Raw genomic sequence first — 22,347 nt, 5'->3', positions numbered from 1 at the left:
CCGGGGAGATAGATACACATGGCACGCGTGAAGCGGGCGATCAACGCCAAGAAGAAGCGCAGGGTCGTTCTCGAGCGGGCGAGCGGTTACCGGGGGCAGCGGTCGCGTCTGTACCGCAAGGCCAAGGAGCAGATGCTCCACTCGATGACCTACGCCTACCGCGACCGCAAGGACCGCAAGGGCACCTTCCGCCGTCTCTGGATCCAGCGCATCAACGCCGCTGCCCGCCAGAACGGCATCACCTACAACCGGCTCATCCAGGGTCTGCGCCTCGCGGAGATCCACGTGGACCGCAAGATCCTCGCCGACCTCGCGGTCAACGACGCCGCGACGTTCGCGACGCTGGTCGAGGCCGCCAAGAAGGCCCTCCCGGCGAACGTGAACGCGCCGGTCGCTCAGTAACCAGCGCGCCTCAGTCGCGCCGGGCTGATCCGGTTCTCGTACGGCACGCGGCCCACAGCGATCACGCTGTGGGCCGCGTTCGCATTCTTGGGTTTCTCGAAGGACGGGTATGGCGGGCTCCGAACTCACCAACATCAAGTCGCCGCGGGTCAAGGCCGCGCGCAGGCTGACCAAACGGGCCTTCCGGGACCGGGACCGGTCCTTCCTGGCCGAGGGGCCGCAGGCGGTCCGGGAGGCCCTGGCGCTGGACGGCGTCGTCACGGAGCTGTTCACCACGGCCGAGGCCGAGGTCCGGCACGCCGACATCGTCGCCGCCGCGCGGGACGCGGACGTCCCCGTGCACCGGGCCAGCGGCGAGGTCATGGCCGAGCTCGCCCAGACGGTCACCCCCCAGGGCCTGCTGGCCGTGTGCCGGTTCGTGCACGTGCCGCTGGAGCGCGCCGTCACCTCCGGCGCCCGCCTGGTGACCGTCCTGGCGCACGTCCGCGACCCCGGCAACGCCGGGACCGTGCTGCGCTCGGCCGACGCCGCCGGCGCCGACGCGGTCGTCTTCACCGACGCCTCGGTGGACCCCTACAACGGCAAGTGCGTACGGGCCAGCGCGGGCAGCCTGTTCCATCTCCCGGTCGTCACGGGGGTGCCGGTGGCGCAGGCCGTACGGGAGCTGCAGGCCGCCGGGCTGCGGGTGCTGGCCGCCGACGGCGCGGGCACCCGCACGCTGGACGACGTGGACCTGTCCGGGCCCACCGCGTGGATCTTCGGCAACGAGGCGTGGGGGCTGCCGGAGGAGATCCTGAGGCTGGCCGACGACGTCGTCCGCGTGCCGATCTACGGCAGGGCCGAGAGCCTCAACCTCGCCACCGCCGCCGCGGTGTGCCTGTACGCCTCCGCCCGGTCCCAGCGGACGGGCTCCCCGGTCCCGGCGCCGTGACCCCCTGTAATTTCCCTGTGATTCCGCTGTGACCCCCCGATAATCCCGTTGTGACCCCTGATGGCCGCCCGGCCGGCCCCGCGGGCCGTCGCCGAGGCTGCCGGAGAACGCGGGAAACCCGCTATTGTCGGCGATGTAGCGTCGAGGAGGCGGGGTCGTGCACGACGGACACACCGACGGGCGGAGCGCTGACTCCGCGTGTGTCATCGGCGTGGACGACCTGCCGGACGGCCTGGTGGTGGTCGACCGCGACGGGCACGTGCTGGCCGTCAACCGGGCCGCCACCCGTCTGACCGGGGTCACCTCCGCCGGGGCCGTCGGCCGTCACGTGCGGGACGTGTTCTCCTTCCGCGACCAGGACGGCCGCGACTGGTGGAAGTGGCTCGACACCTACGGCGGCCTGCCCACCCGCACCCGCCAGCCCGAGCTCCCGCTGCGCACCCCGGGCGGGCACGAACTGCTCGTCGCGGCCCGCCTGGTGCGCGAGCCCGAGCGGGGCGGGGAGATCGTGCGCGTGGTCGTCACCATGCGCGACGCCGGTGCCCGGGCCCGGCTGGAGCGCAGCCGCGCCGACCTGGTCTCCACCGTCGCCCACGAACTCCGCTCGCCGCTGACCAGCGTCAAGGGGTTCACCGCCACGCTGCTGGCCAAGTGGACCCGCTTCACCGACGACCAGAAGCTGGTCATGCTGGAGACGGTCAACGCCGACGCCGACCGGGTGACCCGGCTGATCACCGAACTGCTCGACGTGTCCCGGATCGAGTCCGGCCGGCTGGAGATCCACCGGCAGGTCGTCGACATCCCGGCCCGGGTCCGGAGGATCATCGCCGGGCGGGTCGCGGCGGGCGAGCCCGAGGAGCGCTTCGCCCTCCAGGTCCGGGGCGAGTTGCCCGAGACCTGGCTCGACCAGGACAAGATCGACCAGGTCCTGGCCAACCTGGTGGAAAACGCGCTGCGTCACGGGCGCGGTACGGTGACAATAGTCGTCGAACCGAACGAGTGGGGAGTGACCGTGTCCGTCCGTGACCAGGGGGAGGGCATCCCGCCCGAGCTGGCCACGCGCGTGTTCCGGCAGTTCTGGCGGGGCAACGCTCGCCGTCGCGGCGGCACCGGCCTCGGCCTGTTCATCGTCAAGGGCCTGATCGAGGCCCACGGCGGCAGCATCACCGTGCAGCGGGGTCCCGAGGGCGGGGCCGAGTTCCGATTTATGCTGCCCACCGGCACCCCCGACTTCGCCTGAGGCGGACCCGGACCCGGTGGGCTTCTCCCGGTTTCATCAGCGCTTCGACGGCGCTGCGCGCCGTGCTCGCCGGACCACCCGGATCGACCGGGCCCGGCCCTCCCAGCGATAGACTCGTGGCCGCTTAGGCCCTGGATTCGGAGCTCTCTCTTGTCTAACTACGACCCGGTCGAGGTGACACCGCTGCACGCCGACGAGATGGCGCGCATGCGGGCCGACGCGCTCGACGCCATCACGGCGGCGCGCGACCTCGACGAACTCAAGCAAGTACGGCTCGCGCACGCCGGCGACCGCTCGCCGATCGCCCTGGCCAACCGGGAGATCGGCGCGCTGCCCCCGGCGGCCCGCGCCGAGGCGGGCAAGCGCGTCGGCGCCGCCCGTAAGGCCGTCGCCGACGCCCTCGCCGAGCGCCAGGCCCAGCTGGAGGCCGAGCGGGACGAGCGGGTCCTCGTCGAGGAGACGGTCGACGTCACCCTCCCCTGGGACCGCGCCCCGCGCGGCGCCCGGCACCCGCTGACCACGCTGCAGGAGCGCGTCGCCGACGCGTTCGTCGCGATGGGCTACGAGGTGGCCGAGGGGCCCGAGCTGGAAGGCGAGTGGTTCAACTTCGACGCGCTGAACATCTCGCCCGACCACCCCGCCCGATCCGAGCACGACACCTTCTTCGTGGAGTCCGTGGACTCCGGCAAGGTGCTGCGTACCCAGACCTCGCCGGTGCAGATCCGGGCCCTGCTGAGCCGGGAGCTCCCGGTCTACGTGATCTCTCCCGGCAAGGTGTTCCGCACCGACGAGCTCGACGCCACCCACACCCCGGTCTTCCACCAGGTCGAGGGGCTCGCGATCGACGAGGGCCTGACGATGGCCCACCTCAAGGGCACCCTGGACCGCTTCGCCGAGGTCATGTTCGGCGAGGGCATCACCACCAGGTTCCGGCCGAACTACTTCCCGTTCACCGAGCCGTCGGCCGAGATGGACCTGAAGTGCTTCGTCTGCCGCGGCGCCTCGGCGGTGCCCGGCACCCCGCCGTGCCGTACCTGCAAGTCCGAGGGCTGGATCGAGTGGGGCGGCTGCGGCATGGTCAACCCGCGGGTGCTCGTCGCCTGCGGCGTCGACCCGGCCCGCTACTCCGGGTTCGCCTTCGGCATGGGCATCGAGCGCACGCTGATGTTCCGCCACAACGCCGAGGACATGCGCGACATGGTCGAGGGAGACGTCCGCTTCACGCTCCCGTTCGGGATGGAGGTCTGATGAAGGTCCCGCTTTCATGGCTGCGGGAGTACGTCGATCTCCCCGCCGTCACCGCCCACGAGATCGCCGACAAGCTGACCGCGGCAGGTCTCAAGCTGGAGGCCGTCGCCTCCTACGGCCACGACGTGAAGAACGTCGTCGTGGGCGAGGTGCTGTCCATCGAGGAGCTGGAGGGCTTCAAGAAGCCCATCCGGCACTGCCAGGTCGAGGTCGGCGAGGCTGCCCCGCGCCAGATCGTGTGCGGCGCGACCAACTTCGTCGCCGGTGACCGGGTCCCGGTGGTGCTGCCCGGCGGCGTGCTGCCCGGCGGCTTCGAGGTCGGTGCCCGCAAGACCTACGGGCGCATGTCCGAGGGCATGATCTGCTCGGAGCGCGAGCTGGGCCTCGGCGACGACCACTCCGGCATCATGGTGCTGCCCGAGGGCACCCCGATCGGCGCCGACGTGGTCGAGCTGCTCGGGCTGCGCGAGGACGTCATCGAGCTGGAGATCACCCCGGACATCGGTTACGCGCTGTCCATCCGGGGCGTGGCCCGCGAGGTCGCCACCGCCTTCGGCGCGCCGTTCCGCGACCCGGCCGACATCTCCCCGCCGGCGGATTCCGGCCCGTCCTACCCGGCCTCCATCGCCGACCCGGGCGCGTGCGACCGCTTCGTGCTGCGCCGGATCGACGGCTTCGATCCGCACGCGCCCAGCCCGTTCTGGCTGCGGGCCCGGCTGACCCGCGCCGGCATGCGCCCGGTCTCGCTGGCCGTCGACGTCACCAACTACGTGATGCTGGAGCTCGGCCAGCCGCTGCACGCCTTCGACGCCACCAGGCTCACCGGCGAGATCGTGGTCCGCCGGGCCCGGCCGGGGGAGACGCTGGAGACGCTCGACCACGTCGTGCGCACGCTCCACCCGGAGGACATCCTGATCACCGACGGGTCCGGGGCCATCTCGATGGCCGGGACCATGGGCGGCCTGCACACCGAGATCTCCGACGCGTCCACCGACATCGTCATCGAGGCCGCGCACTTCTCCGCCAGCGGCGTCGCGCGCATGTCCCGCCGCCACAACCTGGTCAGCGAGGCGTCCAAGCGCTTCGAGCGGGGCGTGGACCGGGAACTGCCGCTGTACGCCTCCTGGCGCGCGGTCCGGCTCCTGACCGAGCTGGGCGGCGGCACGATCCAGCCGGGCGTCACCCACGCGGAGGTTCCGGCCGAGCCGGTCCGCATCTCCATCCCGAGCGACCACCCCGGCAAGGTCGCCGGCATGTCCTACGACCGCGAGACCGTGATCCGCCGCCTGGAGCAGGTGGGCTGCACGGTCGAGAGCGGCGCCGTCACGCCGGCCGACGAGATGGCGGCGATGCTCGCGGTCACCGGCGACGACATGCTGACGGTCATCCCGCCCTCCTGGCGGCCCGACCTGACCGACCCGAACGACCTCGCCGAGGAGGTCATCCGGCTCGAGGGCTACGAGAACCTGCCCTCGATCCTGCCCGCCGCCCCGGCGGGCGCGGGCCTCACCGAGGGCCAGCGGCTGCGCCGCCGGGTCGGCCGGGCGCTGGCCGCGGCGGGCTACGTCGAGGTCCTCGCCTACCCCTTCGTCGGGGAGCGCGACTTCGACAACCTGCAGCTTCCCGCGGACGACGCCCGCCGCCGCGCCGTACGGCTGGCGAACCCGCTCAGCGAGGACGAGCCGCTGATGCGGACCACGCTGCTGCCGGGCCTGCTGAAGACCCTGGTCCGCAACGTGGGCCGTGGCTTCGGCGACGTGGCGCTGTTCGAGACGGGCCTGGTCTACCGGCCTTCCGCGGACGCCCCGGAACGGGCCCCGGTGCTCGGTGTGGACCGCCGTCCCACCGAGGACGAGCTCACCTCGATCGAGGAAGCCCTGCCCGTGCAGCCCCGGCGCGTGGCGGTCGTGCTGGCCGGAGAGTTCGAGCACTCCGGCTGGTGGGGTAAGGGCCGCCCGGCCACCTGGGCGGACGCCGTCGAGGCGGCCCGCACGGTGGCCCGCGAGGCCGGCGTCGAGATCAAGGTCCGCGCCGACCGGCACGAGCCCTGGCACCCGGGCCGCTGCGCCGCGCTGTACGCCGGGGACACGCTCGTCGGCCACGCCGGCGAGCTGCACCCCCGCGTCGTCGAGGCGTACGGCCTGCCGCCGCGCACCTGCGCGATGGAACTGGAGCTGACCCGGCTGGAGGCCGTGCTGCCCGGTCCGGCGCAGGCGCCCGCGGTCTCGGCCTACCCGGTCGCCACCCAGGACGTCGCGCTGATCGTCGGCGCGGACGTCCCGGTCGCCGAGGTCGAGGCGGCGTTGCGGGAGGGCGCGGGCGAGCTGCTGGAGTCCATCCGGCTGTTCGACGTCTACACCGGCGCGCAGGCCGGCGAGGGCAACAAGTCCCTGGCCTACACGCTGCGCTTCCGGTCGCCGGAGCGCACGCTGACGGTCGAGGAGACCACCGCGGCCCGCGACGCGGCCGTGGCCCTGGCCGCCGAGCGCACCGGCGCCCAGCTCCGCGGCGCCTGACGGGACGGTCGTGGGGAGACCCCGGCGGCACGTCCGCCGGGGTCTCCTCACTCACGGGTGACCCGGTCGAGGGCGGTGGAGAGCCGCTTGAGCGCCTCGATCACCCGCTCCAGGCCGTCCGGGCCGAGCTCGTCCGCCACCTGGTCCGCCACCGCCTCCAGATCGGGGCCGATCCGCTCGATCGCGGCCACGCCCTTGGCGGTGGGCCGCAGCAGCTTGGCCCTGCGATGGGCGGGATTCGGCTCGTACTCGGCCAGGCCCTGCTCCACCAGCAGATCGGCGACTCGCTGCACGCCCTGCCTGGTCAGCCCGCGCAGCCGGGCGACGCCGGCCACGGACATGGGCTCGTCGAGGACCGCGCTCAGCACCTGCCACCACGCGACGGTCATCCCCACGGGCCTGGCGAGCATGTCGCCGACGCCGAGAAACTGCCCGTTGAGGCGGTAGACGGTGAGCGCGGCCTCCGAGAGCAGATCTCCTGTCCTGTTCATGCGCCCGATGGTGCCATCAGCCTCTCGAAGGCCGAGGCGTCGTTGTGCGCGAACAGCCGGTACCAGGCCTCCAGCACCTCGGGGGTGTACAGGTCCAGCCTGGCGAAGATCTCGCGGGCGAAGTCGACCGGTGCGGTGGGCGTGCCCGTGATGAGGTCCCCGTCGGTCACGGCGAGCGCTTCGACGTAGTGCTCCGCGCCGCCGTACCCCGGCTGCATCTGCAGGTACGGCAGTGCGGCGCTGGTGTGGGCGCGGGTGTCGAGGATCCCTTCCCGGGCCAGTCCTGCTGTCGCGCCGCAGATGGCCGCGACCGGCACGCCCGCCTCCAGGAGCTCGCCGGCCTTGCGGGCGAAGGGGGCGAGCTCGTCGCCCTCGTCCCAGAGCGCGGCGCCGGGGAGGATGAGCATCGCCGCGTCCTCGATCGAGCCGATGGAGACGTCGGGGGTGACGCGCAGGCCGCCCATCGTGGTGACCGGTCCGGTCGTGAGACCGACGGTGACGAGCTCGTAGCGGCCGGGCGCCCGGTGGAACTGGCCGTTCCTGATGTGGGCGGTGGCGTGCCCGGTCTCCCAGTCGGCCATGGCCTCGTATACCGCGTGGTAGATCGTTTCCATGTCAATATGTTGTCATTACGACAGCATGCTGTCAATGAAATCGCGGAAGGATTCTCCCCGGCCCGGTGGCTCCTCTCCCTGCCCCGTCTCCGGGATGCGATGGAGTCCGGGATCCGCCAAGATGGGTCCTCGCAGGGATGCGGTGCTACTCGCAAGGAAGCATCCGGGAAGGAAGAGATGAGGCACCTGCTGGTCTTCGCGGAGCGCGACGACGCCCAAGAGGTCGCGGAGGCGGTGGCCGAGGAGTTCCCGGCGCTGGAGACGCCCCGGGTGGTCCGGGAGACCCTGGCGGGCGAGGACGACGCCGAGGACGCCCAGTGGGTCGTCGCGGTCGAGGATCCCGAGGACACCCTGGGGGAAGAGGACCAGAGCTGGCTGGACGAGCTGGCCGAGCAGTACGGCGGCTGGCGCGAGACGGACTGACCGCCCGGGCTGGCCCGGGGCTCAGAGCAGGTCGATCTCCGTCAGGTCGATGTCGACGGTGAAGGGGACGGACGTCTTGAGGATCTCCTGGTGGACCCCGATGATCACATAGGAACGGGTGACCTCGTCGAACTTGTAGGCGTTCACGACGGGGTGTCCCGAGTCGTTCTCCACGAGCCAGAAGTGCGGGATCCCGGCCTCGGCGTAGAGTAGCGGCTTGCGCTTGCGGTCGCGGTCCCTCGACTCGGGTGAGACCACCTCGGCCACGAGCAGGACGTCCTCGGCGCGGTAGAAGGTCTGGCCTGGATCCTGCTCGGCGGACGCCCGGATGACGATCAGGTCCGGCTCGGGCCGCTGGGCTCTTCCCAGGACGACGCTCATCTCGCGGCGCACCCGCAGATCGCCCGGCAGGGTCCTGCGCAGGCCCGACTCGAGGAGCGACAGCGCCCGCATATGGAAAGAAGCCTGAGGGGTCACGAACACCAAGCTTCCATCAATCAACTCTGTGTGCGCAGGCAGATTCGGAATGTGATCGAGGTCTTCGGCCGAATACCCCCCCGGCGGAGGGAACACCCAGTCGGGCAGAGAAGAATGCGTCATCTCCGGGCTCCATGCCTCAGCCGTCATAACGGTCAGCGTAGCAATAGGTACCCTGCGCGTCAGGTTCATCACGGAGCGGAGACATCGAGTCCCGTGTGTCCGCGGGCGGTGAAGCGCCCCGGCGGCGCGCCGTCCCGGGCCGCTATGAGGCGGTGGCCCGGGCGAGTTCCTCGCGACGGGCGCGTTCGCGGACGGCGTGCTCGTCGGTGCGGGCGTCGTAGTCCCGGAACTTCGGCAGGAGCCCGGCCAGGGCGACGACGGCTCCGACGCAGAGCAGACCGCCCGCGCCGAGGGAGAAGCGGGTGCCTCCCAGGTGGTCCATCAGCCCCGCCCGAGCGTTGCCCAGCATCGGGCCGCTGGTGTAGGAGAGCAGCTCGATCCCGGCCAGGCGGCCGCGGTAGGAGTCGGGGATGGTCTGGTTCCAGATGGTCGCCCGGAAGACACCGCTGATCATGTCGGCGGCTCCGGCCAGGGCGAAGAAGGCGAGGATGCCCCACATGTTCGGCATGACGGCGGCCAGCGCCACCGCGATCCCCCACACGAGGGCGGCGACGATCACGCCCAGGCCGTGCCGGTGGACGTGGCCGGTCCAGCCGGAGGTGACCGAGGCGATGAGCGAGCCGACGGCGGCGGCCGAGTAGAACAGGCCCAGCGACTCGGGGCTGCCGACCTGGTCGGCGAGGAACGGGTAGAGCGCGGTGGAGAAGGCGAAGACCATCGCCGCGACGTCCACCAGGTAGGTGCCCATCAGGTCGGGGCGGCCCGCGGCGTAGCGCACGCCCTCGACCATCGATCTGATCGAGGCGGGGGAGGCGTCCTCCGCCTGCGGCGGGGCCTTCACCAGCCAGAGCAGGACCAGCGAGGCCAGGAAGGTGGCCACGTTGATCGCGTAGGCGGCGGCGACGCCGTAGGCGGCGGCGATCAGGCCGCTGAGACCGGGGGCGATGATGGCGCCGAGGTTCCAGCGGAAGGCGCCGAGCGCGGCGGCCGCGGCGAGCTGGTCGTGCCGGACGACACGGGGCATCAGCGATTCGAGGCTGGGCCGCTGCAGGCTGCCGAAACCGGCCGACATCGCGCCGACGACATAGAGGACCCAGACCCGGGGCTCCGGGAGCAGTGCGTTGACCAGCAGGATCGTGACGGTGAGGCAGAGACCGACCTCGGTGTACAGGATGATCTTCCGTCGGTCCAGCGCGTCCGCGATGGCCCCGCCCCACAGGCCGCAGACCACCATCGGCACGAACTCGGCCGCGCTGACCAGACCCACCGCCAGCGGTGAGTCGGTGAGCTGCTTCATCTGCAGCGGGACCGCGACCAGGGTGAGGAACGTGCCGAACATCCCGATCACTCCGGAGCCGAACAGCAGCCGGAAGTCACGGGAGTCGCGCAGCGGGCTCAGGTCCATCCGCATGCGGCGCAGCAGGGCCCCGAGGGACCGGCCAGGATTTTCCGGCTTGGGAGACGGATCGGGATTTTCGGGCACGAACAGCTAGTTTCACCCCCGGCCCGCCCGATGGCAAACCATTATCGGGCGGGCCGTGCCGAGGTCAGGAGCCCAGGACCTCCTTGCGGAGGTGGGTCTTGAGGATCTTGCCTCCGGGGTTGCGGGGCAGCTCGGCCTCGCGGATCCAGAACCTGACCGGGACCTTGAACGGCGCGATCCGGCCGCGCAGGAACTCCTGGAGCTCCTCGGGGGTGACGGGGGACTCGGCGGGGGCCTTCAGCCGTACCACCGCGCCGACCTCCTCGCCCAGCTCGTCGTGGGGAATGCCGATCACCGCGGCGTCGTCGATCGCCGGATGCTCGAAGAGGGCGGCCTCGACCTCGGCGCAGTAGACGTTCTCGCCGCCGCGGATGACCATGTCCTTGGCCCGGTCCACGATGTAGACGAAGCCCTCCTCGTCCATCCGGGCCAGGTCCCCGGTGTGCAGCCAGCCGCCCACGAAGGTCTCGGCGGTGGCCTCGGGGCGGTTCCAGTAGCCCATGATCACGTTCGGGCCGCGCATGCACAGCTCGCCGACCTCGCCGGCCGGGAGCTCCTCGCCGAGCGGATCGGCGATCTTGACGTCGACCACGGCGACCGGCAGGCCGATGCTGTCGGGCTTGGCCGCGTAGTCGGCACCGGCGTTGTTGATCGCCAGCGCGGTGGTCTCGGTCATGCCGTAGCCGTTGGTCGGGGCCCGGCTCGGCAGCTTCTCCCCGATGCGCTCCAGGAGCTTGGGCGGGGCGGGGGCGCCGCCGTACCCGAGGGCGTTGAGGCTGGAGATGTCGTACTTCTCCAGGTCGGGGTGGGAGAGCAGCTGCCAGACGTTGGTGGGCACGCCGCTGATGCCGGTGATCTTCTCGCGCTCGATCAGCTCCAGGGCCTTGCCGGGGTCCCACTTGTACATCAGCACCAGGCCGCCGCCGCTGAACATCGTGGTGGTCATCACCGCGAAGCAGCCGGTGACGTGGAACAGCGGCACGGTCAGCAGGGTGACGCGGCGCTGCCCGGCCGACTCGCCCGGGTCCTTGCCCGCCCGGACCACGGCGCGCATCAGGCTGTAGGCCACGGTCATGGGGGACTGGCCGAGGTTGCGGTGGCTGCCGAGCGCGCCCTTGGGCACGCCGGTGGTCCCGGAGGTGTAGAAGATGGTGGCCGGGTCGTCGGGGGAGAGCTCGACCTCCGGCAGCGTCACGTCCGCCGCGACCTCGCCGAGCACGTCCTGGAAGGAGCGGGCGCCCTGGGGGACCTCGCCGCGCGTCACGATCAGCGCCGGGCCCGCGCCGGCGAGCAGGGCGGCGCGCTCGCCGTCGGCGATGAGCACCTTGGAGCCGGAGTCCGACAGGCCGAACTCCAGCTCCGGCCTGGTCCACCAGGCGTTGAGCGGTACGGCGATCGCCCCGGCGGCCAGCGCGGCGGAGAAGGAGACCACCCATTCGGGGTAGTTGCGCATGGCGATGGCGACCCGGTCGCCCTTGACGACGCCGTACTCCTCGACGAGACGCCGTGCCAGCGTGGCCGCCCGCCGGAAGTGCTCCTCGTAGGTGATGTGCTCGTCCTCGTAGGTGAGGAAGACTTTGTCACCGTGGAACCGGCTCATCTCCAGGAGGGCCCGGAAGTGACCGGGGGCGTGCTTCCAGGTCCGGACCGTGCCGCCCTGACCGGGGACCTCCTCCATCTCGAAAAGCTGTCCGGGACCGGTGAGCTGGGCCTGGACCTGGTCATGGGTGACAGTCATACGTTCTACTCCCCGGGTGTGGAGGGACCGGAAACGTCACGATACCGACCGGTAGGTACGCGCAACAGGGCTGAAGTATCACGAAACATCCAGCCCGCATGCCCATCCAGAAGTGAAGCCCGCCCGCCCGTGGCCCGTCCCGCTCCACGGTGCGTGAAGCCCTTCTGTCTCAGGGGCATCGTCTTGCATAAAAATCCCGAAGGTTGCATAATCTCTCTAGCAAGCCTATAAGCGAACATGCATAAGCATGCAGGGAGTGGGGGGACGGATGAGAGCGGCGATCGCCGGTGCCAGCGGCTACGCCGGAGGTGAGCTCCTGCGCCTGCTCCTGTCCCACCCGGAGATCGAGATCGGCGCGCTGACCGCCGGATCCAACGCGGGCACCCCGCTGGGCGCCCATCAGCCCCACCTGGCGCCGCTGGCCGACCGGCCGCTGCTGGAGACCACCGCCGAGACCCTCGGCGGACACGACGTCGTCTTCCTCGCCCTCCCGCACGGCCAGTCCGCCGCCATCGCCGAACAGCTCGGCCCGGACACACTGATCGTCGACTGCGGCGCCGACTTCCGCCTGATCGACCCCGCCGCCTGGGAGCACTTCTACGGCGGCACGCACGCGGGCACCTGGCCGTACGGCCTGCCCGAGCTGCCCGGCCAGCGCGACCGGCTCCGCGCCACCCGCAGGATCGCCGTCCCCGGCTGCTACCCCACCGCCGTCACCCTGGCCATGTTCCCCGCCCTGGCCGCCGGCCTCGCCGCGCCCGACGTCGTCGTCGTCGCCGCCACCGGCACCAGCGGGGCGGGCAAGTCCCTCAAGCCGAACCTGCTGGGCAGCGAGGTCATGGGCTCGGTCAGCGCCTACGGCGTCGGCGGCGTGCACCGGCACACCCCGGAGATGGAGCAGAACCTGGCGGCCGTCGCGGGGGAGCCGGTGACGGTCTCCTTCACCCCCATGCTGGCCCCGATGAGCCGCGGCATCCTCGCCACCTGCACCGCCCCCGCCACGCCCGGCGCGACCGCCGAGGCCCTGCGCGAGGCCTACGAAACCGCGGTCAAGGACGAGCCGTTCCTTCGGCTGCTGCCCGCCGGGCAGTGGCCGGCCACCTCGATGACCCTCGGCGCCAACACCGCCGCCCTCCAGGTCGCCCTGGACGAGCGCGCCGGGCGCGTCGTGGTCGTCATCGCCATCGACAACCTCACCAAGGGCACGGCGGGAGGCGCGGTCCAGAGCGCCAACCTCGCGCTGGGCCTGCCCGAAGAGCTCGGCCTTCCCCTCAATGGAGTCGCCCCATGAGTGTGACCGCACCCCTCGGCTTCCGGGCCGCGGGCATCGCCGCCGGCATCAAGACCGGCGGCGCCCGCGACCTGGCACTCGTCGTCAACGACGGCCCGTCCCGCGCGGCGGCCGGCGTCTTCACCGCCAACCGCGTGAAGGCCGCCCCCGTGCTCTGGTCGGCGCAGGTGCTGGCCGGGGGCCGGGTCCGCGCGGTCGTCCTCAACTCCGGCGGCGCCAACGCCTGCACCGGCCCGCTCGGTTTCCAGGACACCCACGCCACCGCCGAGAAGGCCGCCGCCGTGCTGGACGACTCGGCCGGCGAGATCGCGGTCTGCTCCACCGGCCTGATCGGAGAGCGGCTGCCGATCGACACCCTGCTCGACGGAGTGGACCTCGCGGCCTCCCAGCTCAGCAGGGACGGCGGCCTGGCCGCCGCGGACGCCATCCGCACCACCGACACCGTCTCGAAGATCTCCTTCAAACGGGGCGAGGGCGGCTACATGGTCGGCGGCATGGCCAAGGGCGCGGGCATGCTCGCCCCCGCACTGGCCACCATGCTCTGCGTGATCACCACCGACGCCGAGGTGACCTCCGAGCAGCTCGACGCGGTGCTCCGCAACGCGACGCGCGTCACCTTCGACCGGCTCGACTCCGACGGCTGCATGTCCACCAACGACACCGTGCTGCTGCTGGCCAGCGGCGCCTCCGGCGTCGTGCCGGACCTCGCCGAGTTCGAGAAGAAGATCACTGAGGTCTGCGCCGATCTGGCCCGTCAGCTCCTGGTCGACGCCGAGGGCGCCTCCAAGGCCATCGCCATCGAGGTCGTCGGCGCGGCCTCGGAGGAGGACGCGGTCACCGTCGGCCGCGCCGTCTCCCGCTCGAACCTCCTCAAGTGCGCCATCCACGGCGAGGACCCCAACTGGGGCCGGGTGCTCTCGGCGGTCGGCACCACCGACGCCGTCTTCGAGCCCGACCGGCTCAACGTCGCCATCAACGGCGTCTGGATCTGCCGGGGCGGCGCCGCCGGGGACGACCGCTCCAAGGTCGACCTGCGCCCCCGCGACGTGACGATCACCGTGGACCTGTCGGCCGGGCCGCACTCGGCGACGGTGCACACCACCGACCTCACCGCGGCCTACGTCCACGAGAACTCGGCGTACTCGTCATGACGGTCAACAGGATCAACGGAGCCCTCTCCAAAGCCACCACGCTGATCGAGGCGCTGCCCTGGCTGGCCCGCTTCCAGGGCGCGACCGTCGTCATCAAGTACGGCGGCAACGCGATGACCGAGGAGCACCTGCGGGAGAAGTTCGCCGACGACGTCGTCTTCCTGCGCTACGCCGGGCTCAAGCCGGTCATCGTGCACGGCGGCGGCCCGCAGATCAACGCCCAGCTCGACCGGCTCGGCATCGAGTCCACCTTCACCGCCGGCCTGCGGGTCACCACCCCTGAGGCGATGCAGGTGGTCAGGATGGTCCTGGTCGGCCAGGTCAACCGCGACGTGGTCGGCCTGATCAACCGGCACGGCCCGCTCGCCATCGGCATGTCCGGCGAGGACGCCCACCTGTTCACCGCCGAGCGCAAGCACGCCGTCGTCGACGGCGCCAAGGTGGACATCGGCCAGGTCGGCGAGATCGTCCGGGTCGAGGCCGGAGCCGTGCAGGCACTGCTGGACGACGGGCGCATCCCGGTGATCTCCTCCGTCGCCCGAGGCGAGGACGGCACCGTCTACAACGTCAACGCCGACACGGCCGCCGCCGCGCTCGCCGTGGCGCTCAAGGCGTCCAAGCTCATCGTCCTGACCGACGTCGAGGGCCTCTACCGCAACTGGCCGGAGAGCGACGAGGTGATCAGCCGGCTCACCGCGGGCGAGCTGGCGGAGCTCCTGCCGGGCCTGTCCAGCGGCATGGTGCCCAAAATGGAGGCATGCCTCTCCGCCGTCCAGGGCGGCGTGCCCCAGGCGCACGTGCTCGACGGCCGGGTGCCGCACGCCGTACTGCTGGAGATCTTCACCGACGAGGGGATCGGGACGATGGTGCTGCCCGGCACGGCGTCCGGAACCGCTCCGGCGGTCGCCGCACCGGACCTGGTCAAGCGCAGGCTGACCGCCACCATCAGACTGAACGGGAGCGACACGTGAGCACCCTGTACGACCGGTTCGAAGCCGCCTTCATGCCCAACTACGGCGTGCCCCCGGTGGCGCTGGCCCGCGGCGAGGGCTGCGAGGTCTGGGACGTCGACGGCAACCGCTACCTCGACATGATCGGCGGCATCGCGGTCAGCTCCCTCGGCCACGCCCACCCCGCGCTCGTCGAGGCCGTCTCCCGCCAGGTCGCCACCATCGCGCACACCAGCAACCTGTTCCTGCATGAGCCCGAGGTACTGCTCGCCGAGCGGCTGATCGGCCTGCTCGGCGGCCAGGGCCGGGTCTTCCTCGCCAACTCCGGCACCGAGGCCAACGAGTGCGCTCTCAAGATGGCGCTGAAGTACGGCAGGACCACCGGCCGGACCTACGTCGTCGCCGCCGAGAACGCCTTCCACGGCCGCACCCTGGGCGCGCTCTCGCTGACCGGCAAGCCCTCGATCCGCGACCAGTTCGGCCCCTTCCCGACCGATGTCCGGTTCGTCCCGTACGGCGACGCTGACGCGCTCAAGAACGCCGTCACCGACGAGTGCGCCGCCGTCTTCCTGGAGCCCACCCAGGGCGAAGCCGGGGTCGTGCCCCCGCCGGACGGCTACTTCCGGGCCGCCCGGGAGATCTGCACCGCCTCCGGGGCGCTGCTGGTCGCCGACGAGATCCAGTCCGCGATCGGCCGGACCGGCCACTGGTTCGCCCACCAGCACGAGGGCGTGCTGCCCGACATCCTGACCCTGGCCAAGGGCCTGGGCGGCGGCATGCCGATCGGCGCCTGCGTCGGCTTCGGCCCGGCCGCTACGATCTTCGCCAAGGGCGACCACGGCTCCACCTTCGGCGGCAACCCCGTCTCGGCCGCCGCCGCGCTCGCCGTACTCGGCACCATCGAGAACGACGGCCTGCTGGAGCACGTCCGCACGGCCGGCGCCGAACTCGCCGACGGCATCGCCGCGATCGACCACCCGCTGCTCAAGGGGGTGCGCGGCCGGGGCCTGTGGCTCGCTCTCGTGCTCACCTCCGGCCGCTCTCCCCAGGTCCAGGCCGCCGCGCAGAGGGCCGGGTTCCTGGTCAACGCCCTCCAGCCCGACGCGGTACGGCTCGCGCCGCCGCTGATCATCACCTCCGAGCAGGTCACGGCGTTCGTGACCGCGCTCCCCGCGATCCTCGACGAGGCCTCCCGTGACTAGACACTTCCTCAAGGACGACGACCTGACCCCCGCCGAGCAGGCCGAGGTGCTCGACCTGGCCGAGGCGATGAAGAAGGACCGGTTCGGCTACCGTCCCTTCGAAGGCCCGAAGACCGTCGCCGTGCTGTTCGACAAGCACTCCACCCGGACCCGCGTCTCCTTCAGCGTCGGCATCGGCGAGCTGGGCGGGCTCCCGCTCGTGCTGGACGCCGGCTCCTCCCAGATGGGCCGGGGCGAGTCCATCGAGGACACCGCCCGGGTGCTGGAGCGCCAGGTCGCGGCCATCGTGTGGCGGACCGCCGGACAGGAGAGGATCGAGGCCATGGCCTCCGTCTCGTCCGTCCCGGTGGTCAACGCCCTCACCGACTCCTACCACCCCTGCCAGATCCTCGCCGACCTGCAGACCGTCCGCGAGCGCTTCGGCAGGACCGCCGGGCTCACGCTGGCCTACTACGGCGACGGCGCCAACAACATGGCCCACTCCTACCTGCTCGGCGGGGCCACCGCCGGGATGCACGTGAGGGTATGCGCCCCCGACGGCTACCGGCCCGACCCGGTGATCCTGTCCCGCGCCGCCGAGGTCGCCGAGGGCACCGGCGGCAGCGTCGCGGTGCTGGATGACCCCCGCGCCGCCGCCGAGGGAGCCCAGGTGGTCACCACCGACACCTGGGTGTCCATGGGGCAGGACGGCAAGGACGAGCGGATCGCCGCGCTCATGCCGTACCAGGTGAACGCGGCCGTGATGGACGCCGCCGCGGACGACGCGATCGTGCTGCACTGCCTGCCCGCCTACCGGGAGCTGGAGATCACCGCCGAGGTCCTCGACGGCCCGCGCAGCCTCGTCTGGGACCAGGCCGAGAACCGCCTGCACGCCCAGAAGGCTCTGCTGCACTGGCTGGTCACCGGGGGTGGGTCGTGATTCCCATGACCAAGGCCGCCCGCCAGGCGCGGATCGCCGAACTGCTGGAGCGCCAGGCCGTGCGCTCCCAGCCCGAGCTGGCCAAGCTCCTGGCCGAGAGCGGGGTCGAGGTCACCCAGGCCACCCTCTCCCGGGACCTGGACGAGCTCGGCGCGCTCAAGCTCCGCGCCGAGGACGGTTCCCTGGTCTACGCCCTGCCGGGCGAGGGCGGCGGGCGCATCCCGCTGGCCCGGCTCGGCACCGGGGAGTCCCCGGCCGCCCGGCTCACCCGCCTGGCCGAGGAACTGCTGGTCTCCGCCGAGGCGTCGGCGAACCTCGTGATCGTCCGCACCCCGCCGGGCGCCGCCCAGTTCCTCGCCTCCGCCATCGACCACGCCGACTGGGAGTCCATCCTCGGCACGGTGGCCGGAGACGACACGATCCTCGTGATCACCCGCGACCCGGCGGGCGGCGCGCCGGTCGCCGAGGCGTTGCTGCGCCACGCCGACCGGCGCGGCCAGTAGCGCGTCCGGGGACCAGCGGCGCGCTCAGCGCCGCGGTCCTCCACGGCGGGGGCCGTACCCGATGTGACTTCGACAGAAGACTTTTTGGAGCAGAAGACACCATGAGTGACCGGATCGTACTCGCCGGCTCCGCAGGCCCCGACGTCTCCGCGGCGCCCTCTTTTCCCGCGGACCAAGATCGCTGCCGCCGGGACACGCGGCTGGGCTGATCAGGGTGCCGGATGACCGGAGGGATCCCGCCCAACCCGGGCGCGGGCCTGCCGGACATCCTTTAGTGTCGCGGATTGAACTGGGAGGGAGAAGAACGGTGACTGATGGTGGCAAGCCGATGCGGCTGTGGGGCGGGCGGTTCGAGGGAGGTCCGGCCGACGCGCTGACCCGGCTCTCGGTGAGCGTGCACTTCGACTGGCGGCTGGTGCCGTACGACCTGATGGCCTCGCGGGCGCACGCCCGGGTGCTGCACCGCGCGGGACTGCTCACCGAGGACGAGCTGGGACGCATGATCGGGGCCCTGGACGACCTGGAGCGGGCGTGCAAGTCGGGTGAGTTCCGGCCGACCGTGGCCGACGAGGACGTGCACACCGCGCTGGAGCGCGGCCTGCTGGAGCGCCTGGGCACGCTCGGCGGCAAGCTGCGCGCCGGTCGTTCGCGCAACGACCAGATCGCCACCGACCTGCGGCTCTACCTGCGCGACCACGTCAGGACCATCGTGTCCCGCCTGGTCGAGCTGGAGACCGCGCTGATGAGCCAGGCCGAGGAGCACGCCGAGACGGCCGCCCCCGGCATGACCCACCTGCAGCACGCGCAGCCGGTCTCCTTCGGCCACCAGCTGCTGGCGCACGTCCACGCCTTCTCCCGCGACATCGACCGGCTGCGCGACTGGGACCGGCGCGCGGCCGTCTCCCCGCTCGGCTCCGGCGCGCTGGCGGGCTCCTCGCTCCCGCTCGACCCGCAGGCCGTCGCCGCCGAGCTGGGCTTCGACTCGGCCGCACCGAACTCGATGGACGCCGTCGCCGATCGCGACTTCGCCGCGGAGTTCCTGTTCTGCGCCGCGATGATCGGCACGCACCTGTCGCGGCTGGGCGAGGAGATCGTCCTGTGGGCCTCGCAGGAGTTCCGCTGGATCGAGATGGACGACGCCTACTCCACCGGCTCGTCGATCATGCCGCAGAAGAAGAACCCCGACGTCGCCGAGCTGGCCCGCGGCAAGAGCGGCCGCCTCATCGGCAACCTCATGTCGCTGCTGACCACCCTCAAGGGCCTGCCGCTGACCTACAACCGCGACCTGCAGGAGGACAAGGAGCCGGTGTTCGACTCCGTCGACACCCTGCTGCTGGTGCTCCCGGCGGTGGCCGGGCTGGTCTCCACGATGCGGGTCAACACCGCCAAGCTGGAGTCCTCGGCGCCCGACGGATTCGCTCTCGCCACCGACCTGGCCGAGCTGCTGGTCCGCAAGGGCGTCGCGTTCCGGGACGCGCACGAGGCGGTCGGCCACCTGGTGGTCTGGTGCCAGGTCAACGACAAGGACCTCGACGAGCTCACCGACGAGGAACTCGCCAAGGTCTCGCCGCACTTCACGCCCGACACACGCGCGGTGCTCTCCGTCCCGGGCGCGCTGGCGGCCCGCAAGGCCCACGGAGGTACGGCGCCGGCCCGGGTCCGCGACCAGCTCGCGGCCCTGCGCGAGGACGTCGACGCCCAGGCGGCATGGGCGAGCGGCAGCTGACGCCGGCGGGCGGGACCGTCCCGCTGGGCCGGGAGTTCTTCGACCGGCCCGCGCACGAGGTCGCCCCGGACCTGCTGGGAAGGGTGCTCGTGTACGGTCCCGTCGCGCTGCGGCTCACCGAGGTCGAGGCGTACGGCCTGCCGGGGGAGGACCCCGCGGCCCACACGTACCGGGGGATGACGCCGCGCAACGCGGTGATGTTCGGGCCGCCCGGCCACGTGTACGTCTACTTCACCTACGGCATGCACTTCTGCGCGAACCTGGTCTGTCTCCCCGAAGGCGTCGGTTCGGGGGTGCTGCTGCGGGCCGGAGAGGTGGTCGCCGGGATCGAGATCGCCACGGCGCGGCGGAGTGCGGGCACGGGCCGCGGCGTCCCCGCGCGGGATTTGGCACGCGGGCCCGCACGTCTGGCCGTGGCGCTCGGCCTGACCCTGGAGCACAACGGGCTCGACGCCTGCGCGCCGGCCGATGGGACGCTGGCCGTACTCGAAGGGGAACCTCCCGGCGCGGACCTGATCAGATCGGGCCCGCGCACCGGGGTCGCGTCGGGCAAGGAGACGCCCTGGCGTTTCTGGATCGACGGTGATCCCACGGTCTCGCCGTACCGGCCGCACGTCCCGCGCCGCCGGCGGACCTCGTGACCATCGGGCCTCCGGGGCCGGTGCGGCGCCTGCGCGTCCGCTCCGGCCCCGCTTTCACCGCGATGCCGGGCCGGGCCCGGACCGGCTACGCTAGGCCCGGGATACCTGGATTACTCAGGTAACTCAGGAAACCAGCGACGCTGCAGGGCAAAGCCGTACATGACCCACCGAGCATAGGAAAGCAAGGACCGTGACCGACATCCTGGATGACCTCGCCTGGCGCGGCCTGATCGCGCAGTCCACCGACATCGACGCCCTGCGCGCGTCGATGGCCGAGGGTCCTATCACGGTCTATTGCGGCTTCGACCCGACCGCGCCCTCCCTCCACGTCGGAAACCTCGTCCCCCTGCTGACGCTGGCCCGCTTCCAGCAGACCGGCCACCGGGCCATCGGCCTGGTCGGCGGCGCGACGGGCCTGATCGGCGACCCGAGCGGCAGGAGCACCGAGCGCTCGCTCAATTCCTCCGAGGTGGTGGCCGAGTGGGTTGCGCGGATCCGGGTCCAGGTCGAGAAGTTCCTGGATCTCTCCGACGAGTCCCGCGGGTTCATGGTCAGCAACCTCGACTGGACCGAAGGCATCTCCGCGATCGAGTTCCTGCGCGATGTCGGCAAGCACTTCCCGGTCAACCGCATGCTCGCCCGCGAGTCGGTCTCGGCCCGGCTGGCCGGGGAAGGCCTCAGCTACACCGAGTTCAGCTACCAGATCCTGCAGGCCAACGACTACCTGGAGCTGCACCGGCGGTACGGCTGCGCGCTGCAGATCGGCGGCAGCGACCAGTGGGGCAACATCACCGCGGGTACCGACCTGATCCGCCGGGTGACCGGACACCACGTGCACGCGCTGACCGTGCCGCTGATCACCAAGGCCGATGGCACCAAGTTCGGCAAGACCGCCGGCGGCGCGGTCTGGCTCAACCCGGAGATGACCTCGCCGTACGCCTTCTACCAGTTCTGGCTGAAGGCGGACGACCGCGACGTGGTGAAGTTCCTCAAGATCTTCAGCTTCAAGTCCCGTGAGGAGATCGAGGAGCTGGAGAAGGCCGTGGCCGAGCGTCCGGCCGCCCGCGAGGCGCAGCGCGCGCTGGCCGAGGAGTTCACCACGCTGCTGCACGGCGCGGACGAGTGCGCTGCGGTGATCGCGGCCTCGGCGGCGCTGTTCGGCCGGGGCTCGCTGGAGGAGCTGCCGGCGCACACCCTCGGGGCGGCGTTGGCGGAGGTACCGCGTGCGGAGGTGCCCGCCCTGGGAGCGCTGTTCGTGGACCTGCTGGCCGAGACCGGTCTGGTGAAGTCGAAGTCCGAGGCGCGTCGCACGGTCAAGGAGGGCGGCGCCTACCTCAACAACGTCAAGATCACTGACGAGGCCTACGTGCCAAGCTCCGAGGACCTGCTGCACGGCCGCTACCTGGTACTGCGGCGAGGTAAGACGTTCGGCGCCGTCGAAGTCGTCTGATCGAGGAGCGCGGGTCCGTCCCCGCCCGCCGTTCCCGTTCCGCGGGACGGGTCGCAGGTGACGGATGCCGTGCCTCCCACGAGAAGCTCCCTGTGACGAGCGCCCCGGTTCCGGCCGGGGCGCTCTGTCGTTCCGGGGGCCTCAGGGCGCGCGAGCCGTGGCGCGACGGCTCCGCGGGAATGGATCGCGGAACGGCGGTGTTCTGACTGCTCGGTAACGTTCTGGTAGCGGAGTGCCCGTCATAGGGTGGGAAAAGCCGATGACCTGCGGGTTCGGCCGGAGGAATTGATTTGACGCCGCTCCGGACGCCGCCTAAAGTTTTCAGAGCCCGGGAGCGAGCCGGACGCCTGAGCGGCGGACGGGCCCCAGGGCAGCCCCCTCTCTGACGAACCTGAGCGTTCGCCCCTGTTCACGCCTCCGGAAAACCGGTCGATTGGACAAGGCGCCGATGTCACGGTAAGCTGTGAGGGTTGCCTCGGAGACGGGGCAGTCGCAATCCGGATGGATGTGCTCGAACGGGTCAGATTGACACGAACCGGGCGGATCCGCTAGGATGGTGACACGGAATGGAACGCCCCGGATCGGGACGATCGAGGAAATGATCGGCTCGGACGGTGTACGCGTCCGTTTCTTGAGAACTCAACAGTGTGTTAAAAGCCAGTGCATGAAGCACAACCCCGTCCCGCCACGCCGTTGGGTGTGGGTGGATGGGATTCCTTTGGTAGACACCCCGCCCGGTGGGCGGATGGTGTTTGCTGGGATGCAACACTCGAAGACATTTGTTGGAGAGTTTGATCCTGGCTCAGGACGAACGCTGGCGGCGTGCTT

Annotated in this window: 20 protein-coding genes; 15 read left to right on the top strand and 5 right to left on the bottom strand. The window is 71.4% G+C overall.

Translation table 11 applies throughout. The annotated features are described in order from the left end of the window. Window positions 1–18: 18 nt before the first annotated feature. The 5 genes from rplT (at window position 19) to pheT (ending at window position 6,337) form a co-directional block, all read left to right on the top strand. Window positions 19–402: a 50S ribosomal protein L20 gene (gene rplT, locus IEZ08_RS19895; protein WP_068924210.1), complete on the top strand. Its 384-nt coding sequence runs from the start codon at window positions 19–21 to the stop codon at window positions 400–402. A 109-nt stretch (window positions 403–511) separates the two neighbouring features. After that, a complete protein-coding gene (locus tag IEZ08_RS19890; RefSeq protein WP_189242657.1) occupies window positions 512–1,333 on the top strand; it encodes a TrmH family RNA methyltransferase in 822 nt (273 codons plus the stop codon). A gap of 157 nt (window positions 1,334–1,490) precedes the next feature. Further along, window positions 1,491–2,573 (top strand): sensor histidine kinase, encoded by a 1,083-nt coding sequence (locus IEZ08_RS19885; protein WP_189242656.1) that lies wholly within the window; start codon window positions 1,491–1,493, stop codon window positions 2,571–2,573. 198 nt (window positions 2,574–2,771) lie between these two features. After that, a complete protein-coding gene (gene pheS, locus IEZ08_RS19880) occupies window positions 2,772–3,821 on the top strand; it encodes a phenylalanine--tRNA ligase subunit alpha (RefSeq protein ID WP_189242688.1) in 1,050 nt (349 codons plus the stop codon). Next, window positions 3,821–6,337, top strand: a complete 2,517-nt coding sequence (gene pheT / locus IEZ08_RS19875; protein ID WP_189242655.1) for a phenylalanine--tRNA ligase subunit beta — start codon at window positions 3,821–3,823, stop codon at window positions 6,335–6,337. Before pheS ends, pheT begins: the two co-directional genes overlap by 1 nt. 47 nt (window positions 6,338–6,384) lie before the next feature. On the opposite strand, the gene IEZ08_RS19870 is transcribed toward pheT, so the two are convergent. Together IEZ08_RS19870 and IEZ08_RS19865 are read right to left on the bottom strand one after the other, a co-directional pair. Continuing rightward, window positions 6,385–6,828: a MarR family winged helix-turn-helix transcriptional regulator gene (locus tag IEZ08_RS19870; protein ID WP_068924206.1), complete on the bottom strand. Its 444-nt coding sequence runs from the start codon at window positions 6,826–6,828 to the stop codon at window positions 6,385–6,387. Further along, window positions 6,825–7,442: a type 1 glutamine amidotransferase family protein gene (locus IEZ08_RS19865; protein ID WP_068924205.1), complete on the bottom strand. Its 618-nt coding sequence runs from the start codon at window positions 7,440–7,442 to the stop codon at window positions 6,825–6,827. The genes IEZ08_RS19870 and IEZ08_RS19865 overlap by 4 nt, the downstream gene beginning before the upstream one ends. 177 nt (window positions 7,443–7,619) lie before the next feature. Here IEZ08_RS19865 and IEZ08_RS19860 point away from each other — a divergent pair, with 177 nt between their 5' ends. Then, window positions 7,620–7,865 (top strand): hypothetical protein, encoded by a 246-nt coding sequence (locus IEZ08_RS19860; protein ID WP_068924204.1) that lies wholly within the window; start codon window positions 7,620–7,622, stop codon window positions 7,863–7,865. Between the two features lie 21 nt (window positions 7,866–7,886). On the opposite strand, the gene IEZ08_RS19855 is transcribed toward IEZ08_RS19860, so the two are convergent. The 3 genes from IEZ08_RS19855 to IEZ08_RS19845 all read right to left on the bottom strand — a co-directional run bounded on the left by IEZ08_RS19855 (window position 7,887) and on the right by IEZ08_RS19845 (window position 11,686). Further along, on the bottom strand, window positions 7,887–8,465 hold the full coding sequence (locus IEZ08_RS19855) for a Uma2 family endonuclease (protein ID WP_068924203.1): 579 nt from the start codon (window positions 8,463–8,465) through the stop codon (window positions 7,887–7,889). Window positions 8,466–8,607: 142 nt separating this feature from the next. Beyond that, window positions 8,608–9,876, bottom strand: a complete 1,269-nt coding sequence (locus tag IEZ08_RS19850) for an MFS transporter (protein ID WP_229803312.1) — start codon at window positions 9,874–9,876, stop codon at window positions 8,608–8,610. A gap of 136 nt (window positions 9,877–10,012) precedes the next feature. Next, window positions 10,013–11,686: a class I adenylate-forming enzyme family protein gene (locus tag IEZ08_RS19845; RefSeq protein WP_068924202.1), complete on the bottom strand. Its 1,674-nt coding sequence runs from the start codon at window positions 11,684–11,686 to the stop codon at window positions 10,013–10,015. Between the two features lie 268 nt (window positions 11,687–11,954). On the opposite strand from IEZ08_RS19845, the gene argC reads away from it, so the two are divergent. The 9 genes from argC (at window position 11,955) to tyrS (ending at window position 21,519) form a co-directional block, all read left to right on the top strand. Further along, window positions 11,955–12,977, top strand: coding sequence for an N-acetyl-gamma-glutamyl-phosphate reductase (gene argC, locus IEZ08_RS19840; RefSeq protein WP_068924201.1), 1,023 nt, complete (start codon window positions 11,955–11,957; stop codon window positions 12,975–12,977). Then, the gene (gene argJ / locus IEZ08_RS19835; RefSeq protein WP_068924200.1) at window positions 12,974–14,128 is read left to right on the top strand and encodes a bifunctional glutamate N-acetyltransferase/amino-acid acetyltransferase ArgJ; all 1,155 of its coding nucleotides are present in this window, start codon (window positions 12,974–12,976) and stop codon (window positions 14,126–14,128) included. The genes argC and argJ overlap by 4 nt, the downstream gene beginning before the upstream one ends. Continuing rightward, window positions 14,125–15,099 (top strand): acetylglutamate kinase, encoded by a 975-nt coding sequence (argB, locus tag IEZ08_RS19830; protein WP_068924199.1) that lies wholly within the window; start codon window positions 14,125–14,127, stop codon window positions 15,097–15,099. Before argJ ends, argB begins: the two co-directional genes overlap by 4 nt. A gap of 32 nt (window positions 15,100–15,131) precedes the next feature. Beyond that, window positions 15,132–16,280 (top strand): acetylornithine transaminase, encoded by a 1,149-nt coding sequence (locus IEZ08_RS19825; RefSeq protein ID WP_068928903.1) that lies wholly within the window; start codon window positions 15,132–15,134, stop codon window positions 16,278–16,280. Beyond that, window positions 16,273–17,199, top strand: a complete 927-nt coding sequence (gene argF, locus IEZ08_RS19820) for an ornithine carbamoyltransferase (protein WP_068924198.1) — start codon at window positions 16,273–16,275, stop codon at window positions 17,197–17,199. Before IEZ08_RS19825 ends, argF begins: the two co-directional genes overlap by 8 nt. Before the next feature lie 5 nt (window positions 17,200–17,204). Continuing rightward, complete coding sequence (locus IEZ08_RS19815; RefSeq protein ID WP_068924197.1) at window positions 17,205–17,702, top strand: arginine repressor; 498 nt, start codon at window positions 17,205–17,207, stop codon at window positions 17,700–17,702. A gap of 328 nt (window positions 17,703–18,030) precedes the next feature. After that, the gene (gene argH, locus IEZ08_RS19810) at window positions 18,031–19,428 is read left to right on the top strand and encodes an argininosuccinate lyase (protein WP_068924196.1); all 1,398 of its coding nucleotides are present in this window, start codon (window positions 18,031–18,033) and stop codon (window positions 19,426–19,428) included. After that, window positions 19,410–20,069, top strand: coding sequence for a DNA-3-methyladenine glycosylase (locus tag IEZ08_RS19805; RefSeq protein ID WP_068924195.1), 660 nt, complete (start codon window positions 19,410–19,412; stop codon window positions 20,067–20,069). Before argH ends, IEZ08_RS19805 begins: the two co-directional genes overlap by 19 nt. Before the next feature lie 190 nt (window positions 20,070–20,259). Beyond that, window positions 20,260–21,519, top strand: coding sequence for a tyrosine--tRNA ligase (tyrS, locus tag IEZ08_RS19800; protein ID WP_068924194.1), 1,260 nt, complete (start codon window positions 20,260–20,262; stop codon window positions 21,517–21,519). Window positions 21,520–22,347: the final 828 nt, after the last annotated feature.

Origin of the sequence: Planobispora rosea (genome assembly GCF_014648175.1) — a bacterium.
Taxonomy (GTDB): domain Bacteria; phylum Actinomycetota; class Actinomycetes; order Streptosporangiales; family Streptosporangiaceae; genus Planobispora; species Planobispora rosea.
This window is presented reverse-complemented; position numbering and strand designations above follow the sequence as displayed.

Bases quoted from the DNA above. Each gene is read 5' to 3' on its own strand.
- rplT (WP_068924210.1), top strand. From the start codon at position 19: ATGGCACGCGTGAAGCGGGCGATCAACGCCAAGAAGAAGCGCAGGGTC.
- IEZ08_RS19890 (WP_189242657.1), top strand. From the start codon at position 512: ATGGCGGGCTCCGAACTCACCAACATCAAGTCGCCGCGGGTCAAGGCC.
- pheS (WP_189242688.1), top strand. From the start codon at position 2,772: ATGGCGCGCATGCGGGCCGACGCGCTCGACGCCATCACGGCGGCGCGC.
- pheT (WP_189242655.1), top strand. From the start codon at position 3,821: ATGAAGGTCCCGCTTTCATGGCTGCGGGAGTACGTCGATCTCCCCGCC.
- IEZ08_RS19870 (WP_068924206.1), bottom strand. From the start codon at position 6,828: ATGAACAGGACAGGAGATCTGCTCTCGGAGGCCGCGCTCACCGTCTAC.
- IEZ08_RS19865 (WP_068924205.1), bottom strand. From the start codon at position 7,442: ATGGAAACGATCTACCACGCGGTATACGAGGCCATGGCCGACTGGGAG.
- IEZ08_RS19860 (WP_068924204.1), top strand. From the start codon at position 7,620: ATGAGGCACCTGCTGGTCTTCGCGGAGCGCGACGACGCCCAAGAGGTC.
- IEZ08_RS19855 (WP_068924203.1), bottom strand. From the start codon at position 8,465: ATGACGCATTCTTCTCTGCCCGACTGGGTGTTCCCTCCGCCGGGGGGG.
- IEZ08_RS19850 (WP_229803312.1), bottom strand. From the start codon at position 9,876: ATGCGGATGGACCTGAGCCCGCTGCGCGACTCCCGTGACTTCCGGCTG.
- IEZ08_RS19845 (WP_068924202.1), bottom strand. From the start codon at position 11,686: ATGACTGTCACCCATGACCAGGTCCAGGCCCAGCTCACCGGTCCCGGA.
- argC (WP_068924201.1), top strand. From the start codon at position 11,955: ATGAGAGCGGCGATCGCCGGTGCCAGCGGCTACGCCGGAGGTGAGCTC.
- argJ (WP_068924200.1), top strand. From the start codon at position 12,974: ATGAGTGTGACCGCACCCCTCGGCTTCCGGGCCGCGGGCATCGCCGCC.
- argB (WP_068924199.1), top strand. From the start codon at position 14,125: ATGACGGTCAACAGGATCAACGGAGCCCTCTCCAAAGCCACCACGCTG.
- IEZ08_RS19825 (WP_068928903.1), top strand. From the start codon at position 15,132: ATGCCCAACTACGGCGTGCCCCCGGTGGCGCTGGCCCGCGGCGAGGGC.
- IEZ08_RS19815 (WP_068924197.1), top strand. From the start codon at position 17,205: ATGACCAAGGCCGCCCGCCAGGCGCGGATCGCCGAACTGCTGGAGCGC.
- argH (WP_068924196.1), top strand. From the start codon at position 18,031: ATGCGGCTGTGGGGCGGGCGGTTCGAGGGAGGTCCGGCCGACGCGCTG.
- IEZ08_RS19805 (WP_068924195.1), top strand. From the start codon at position 19,410: ATGGGCGAGCGGCAGCTGACGCCGGCGGGCGGGACCGTCCCGCTGGGC.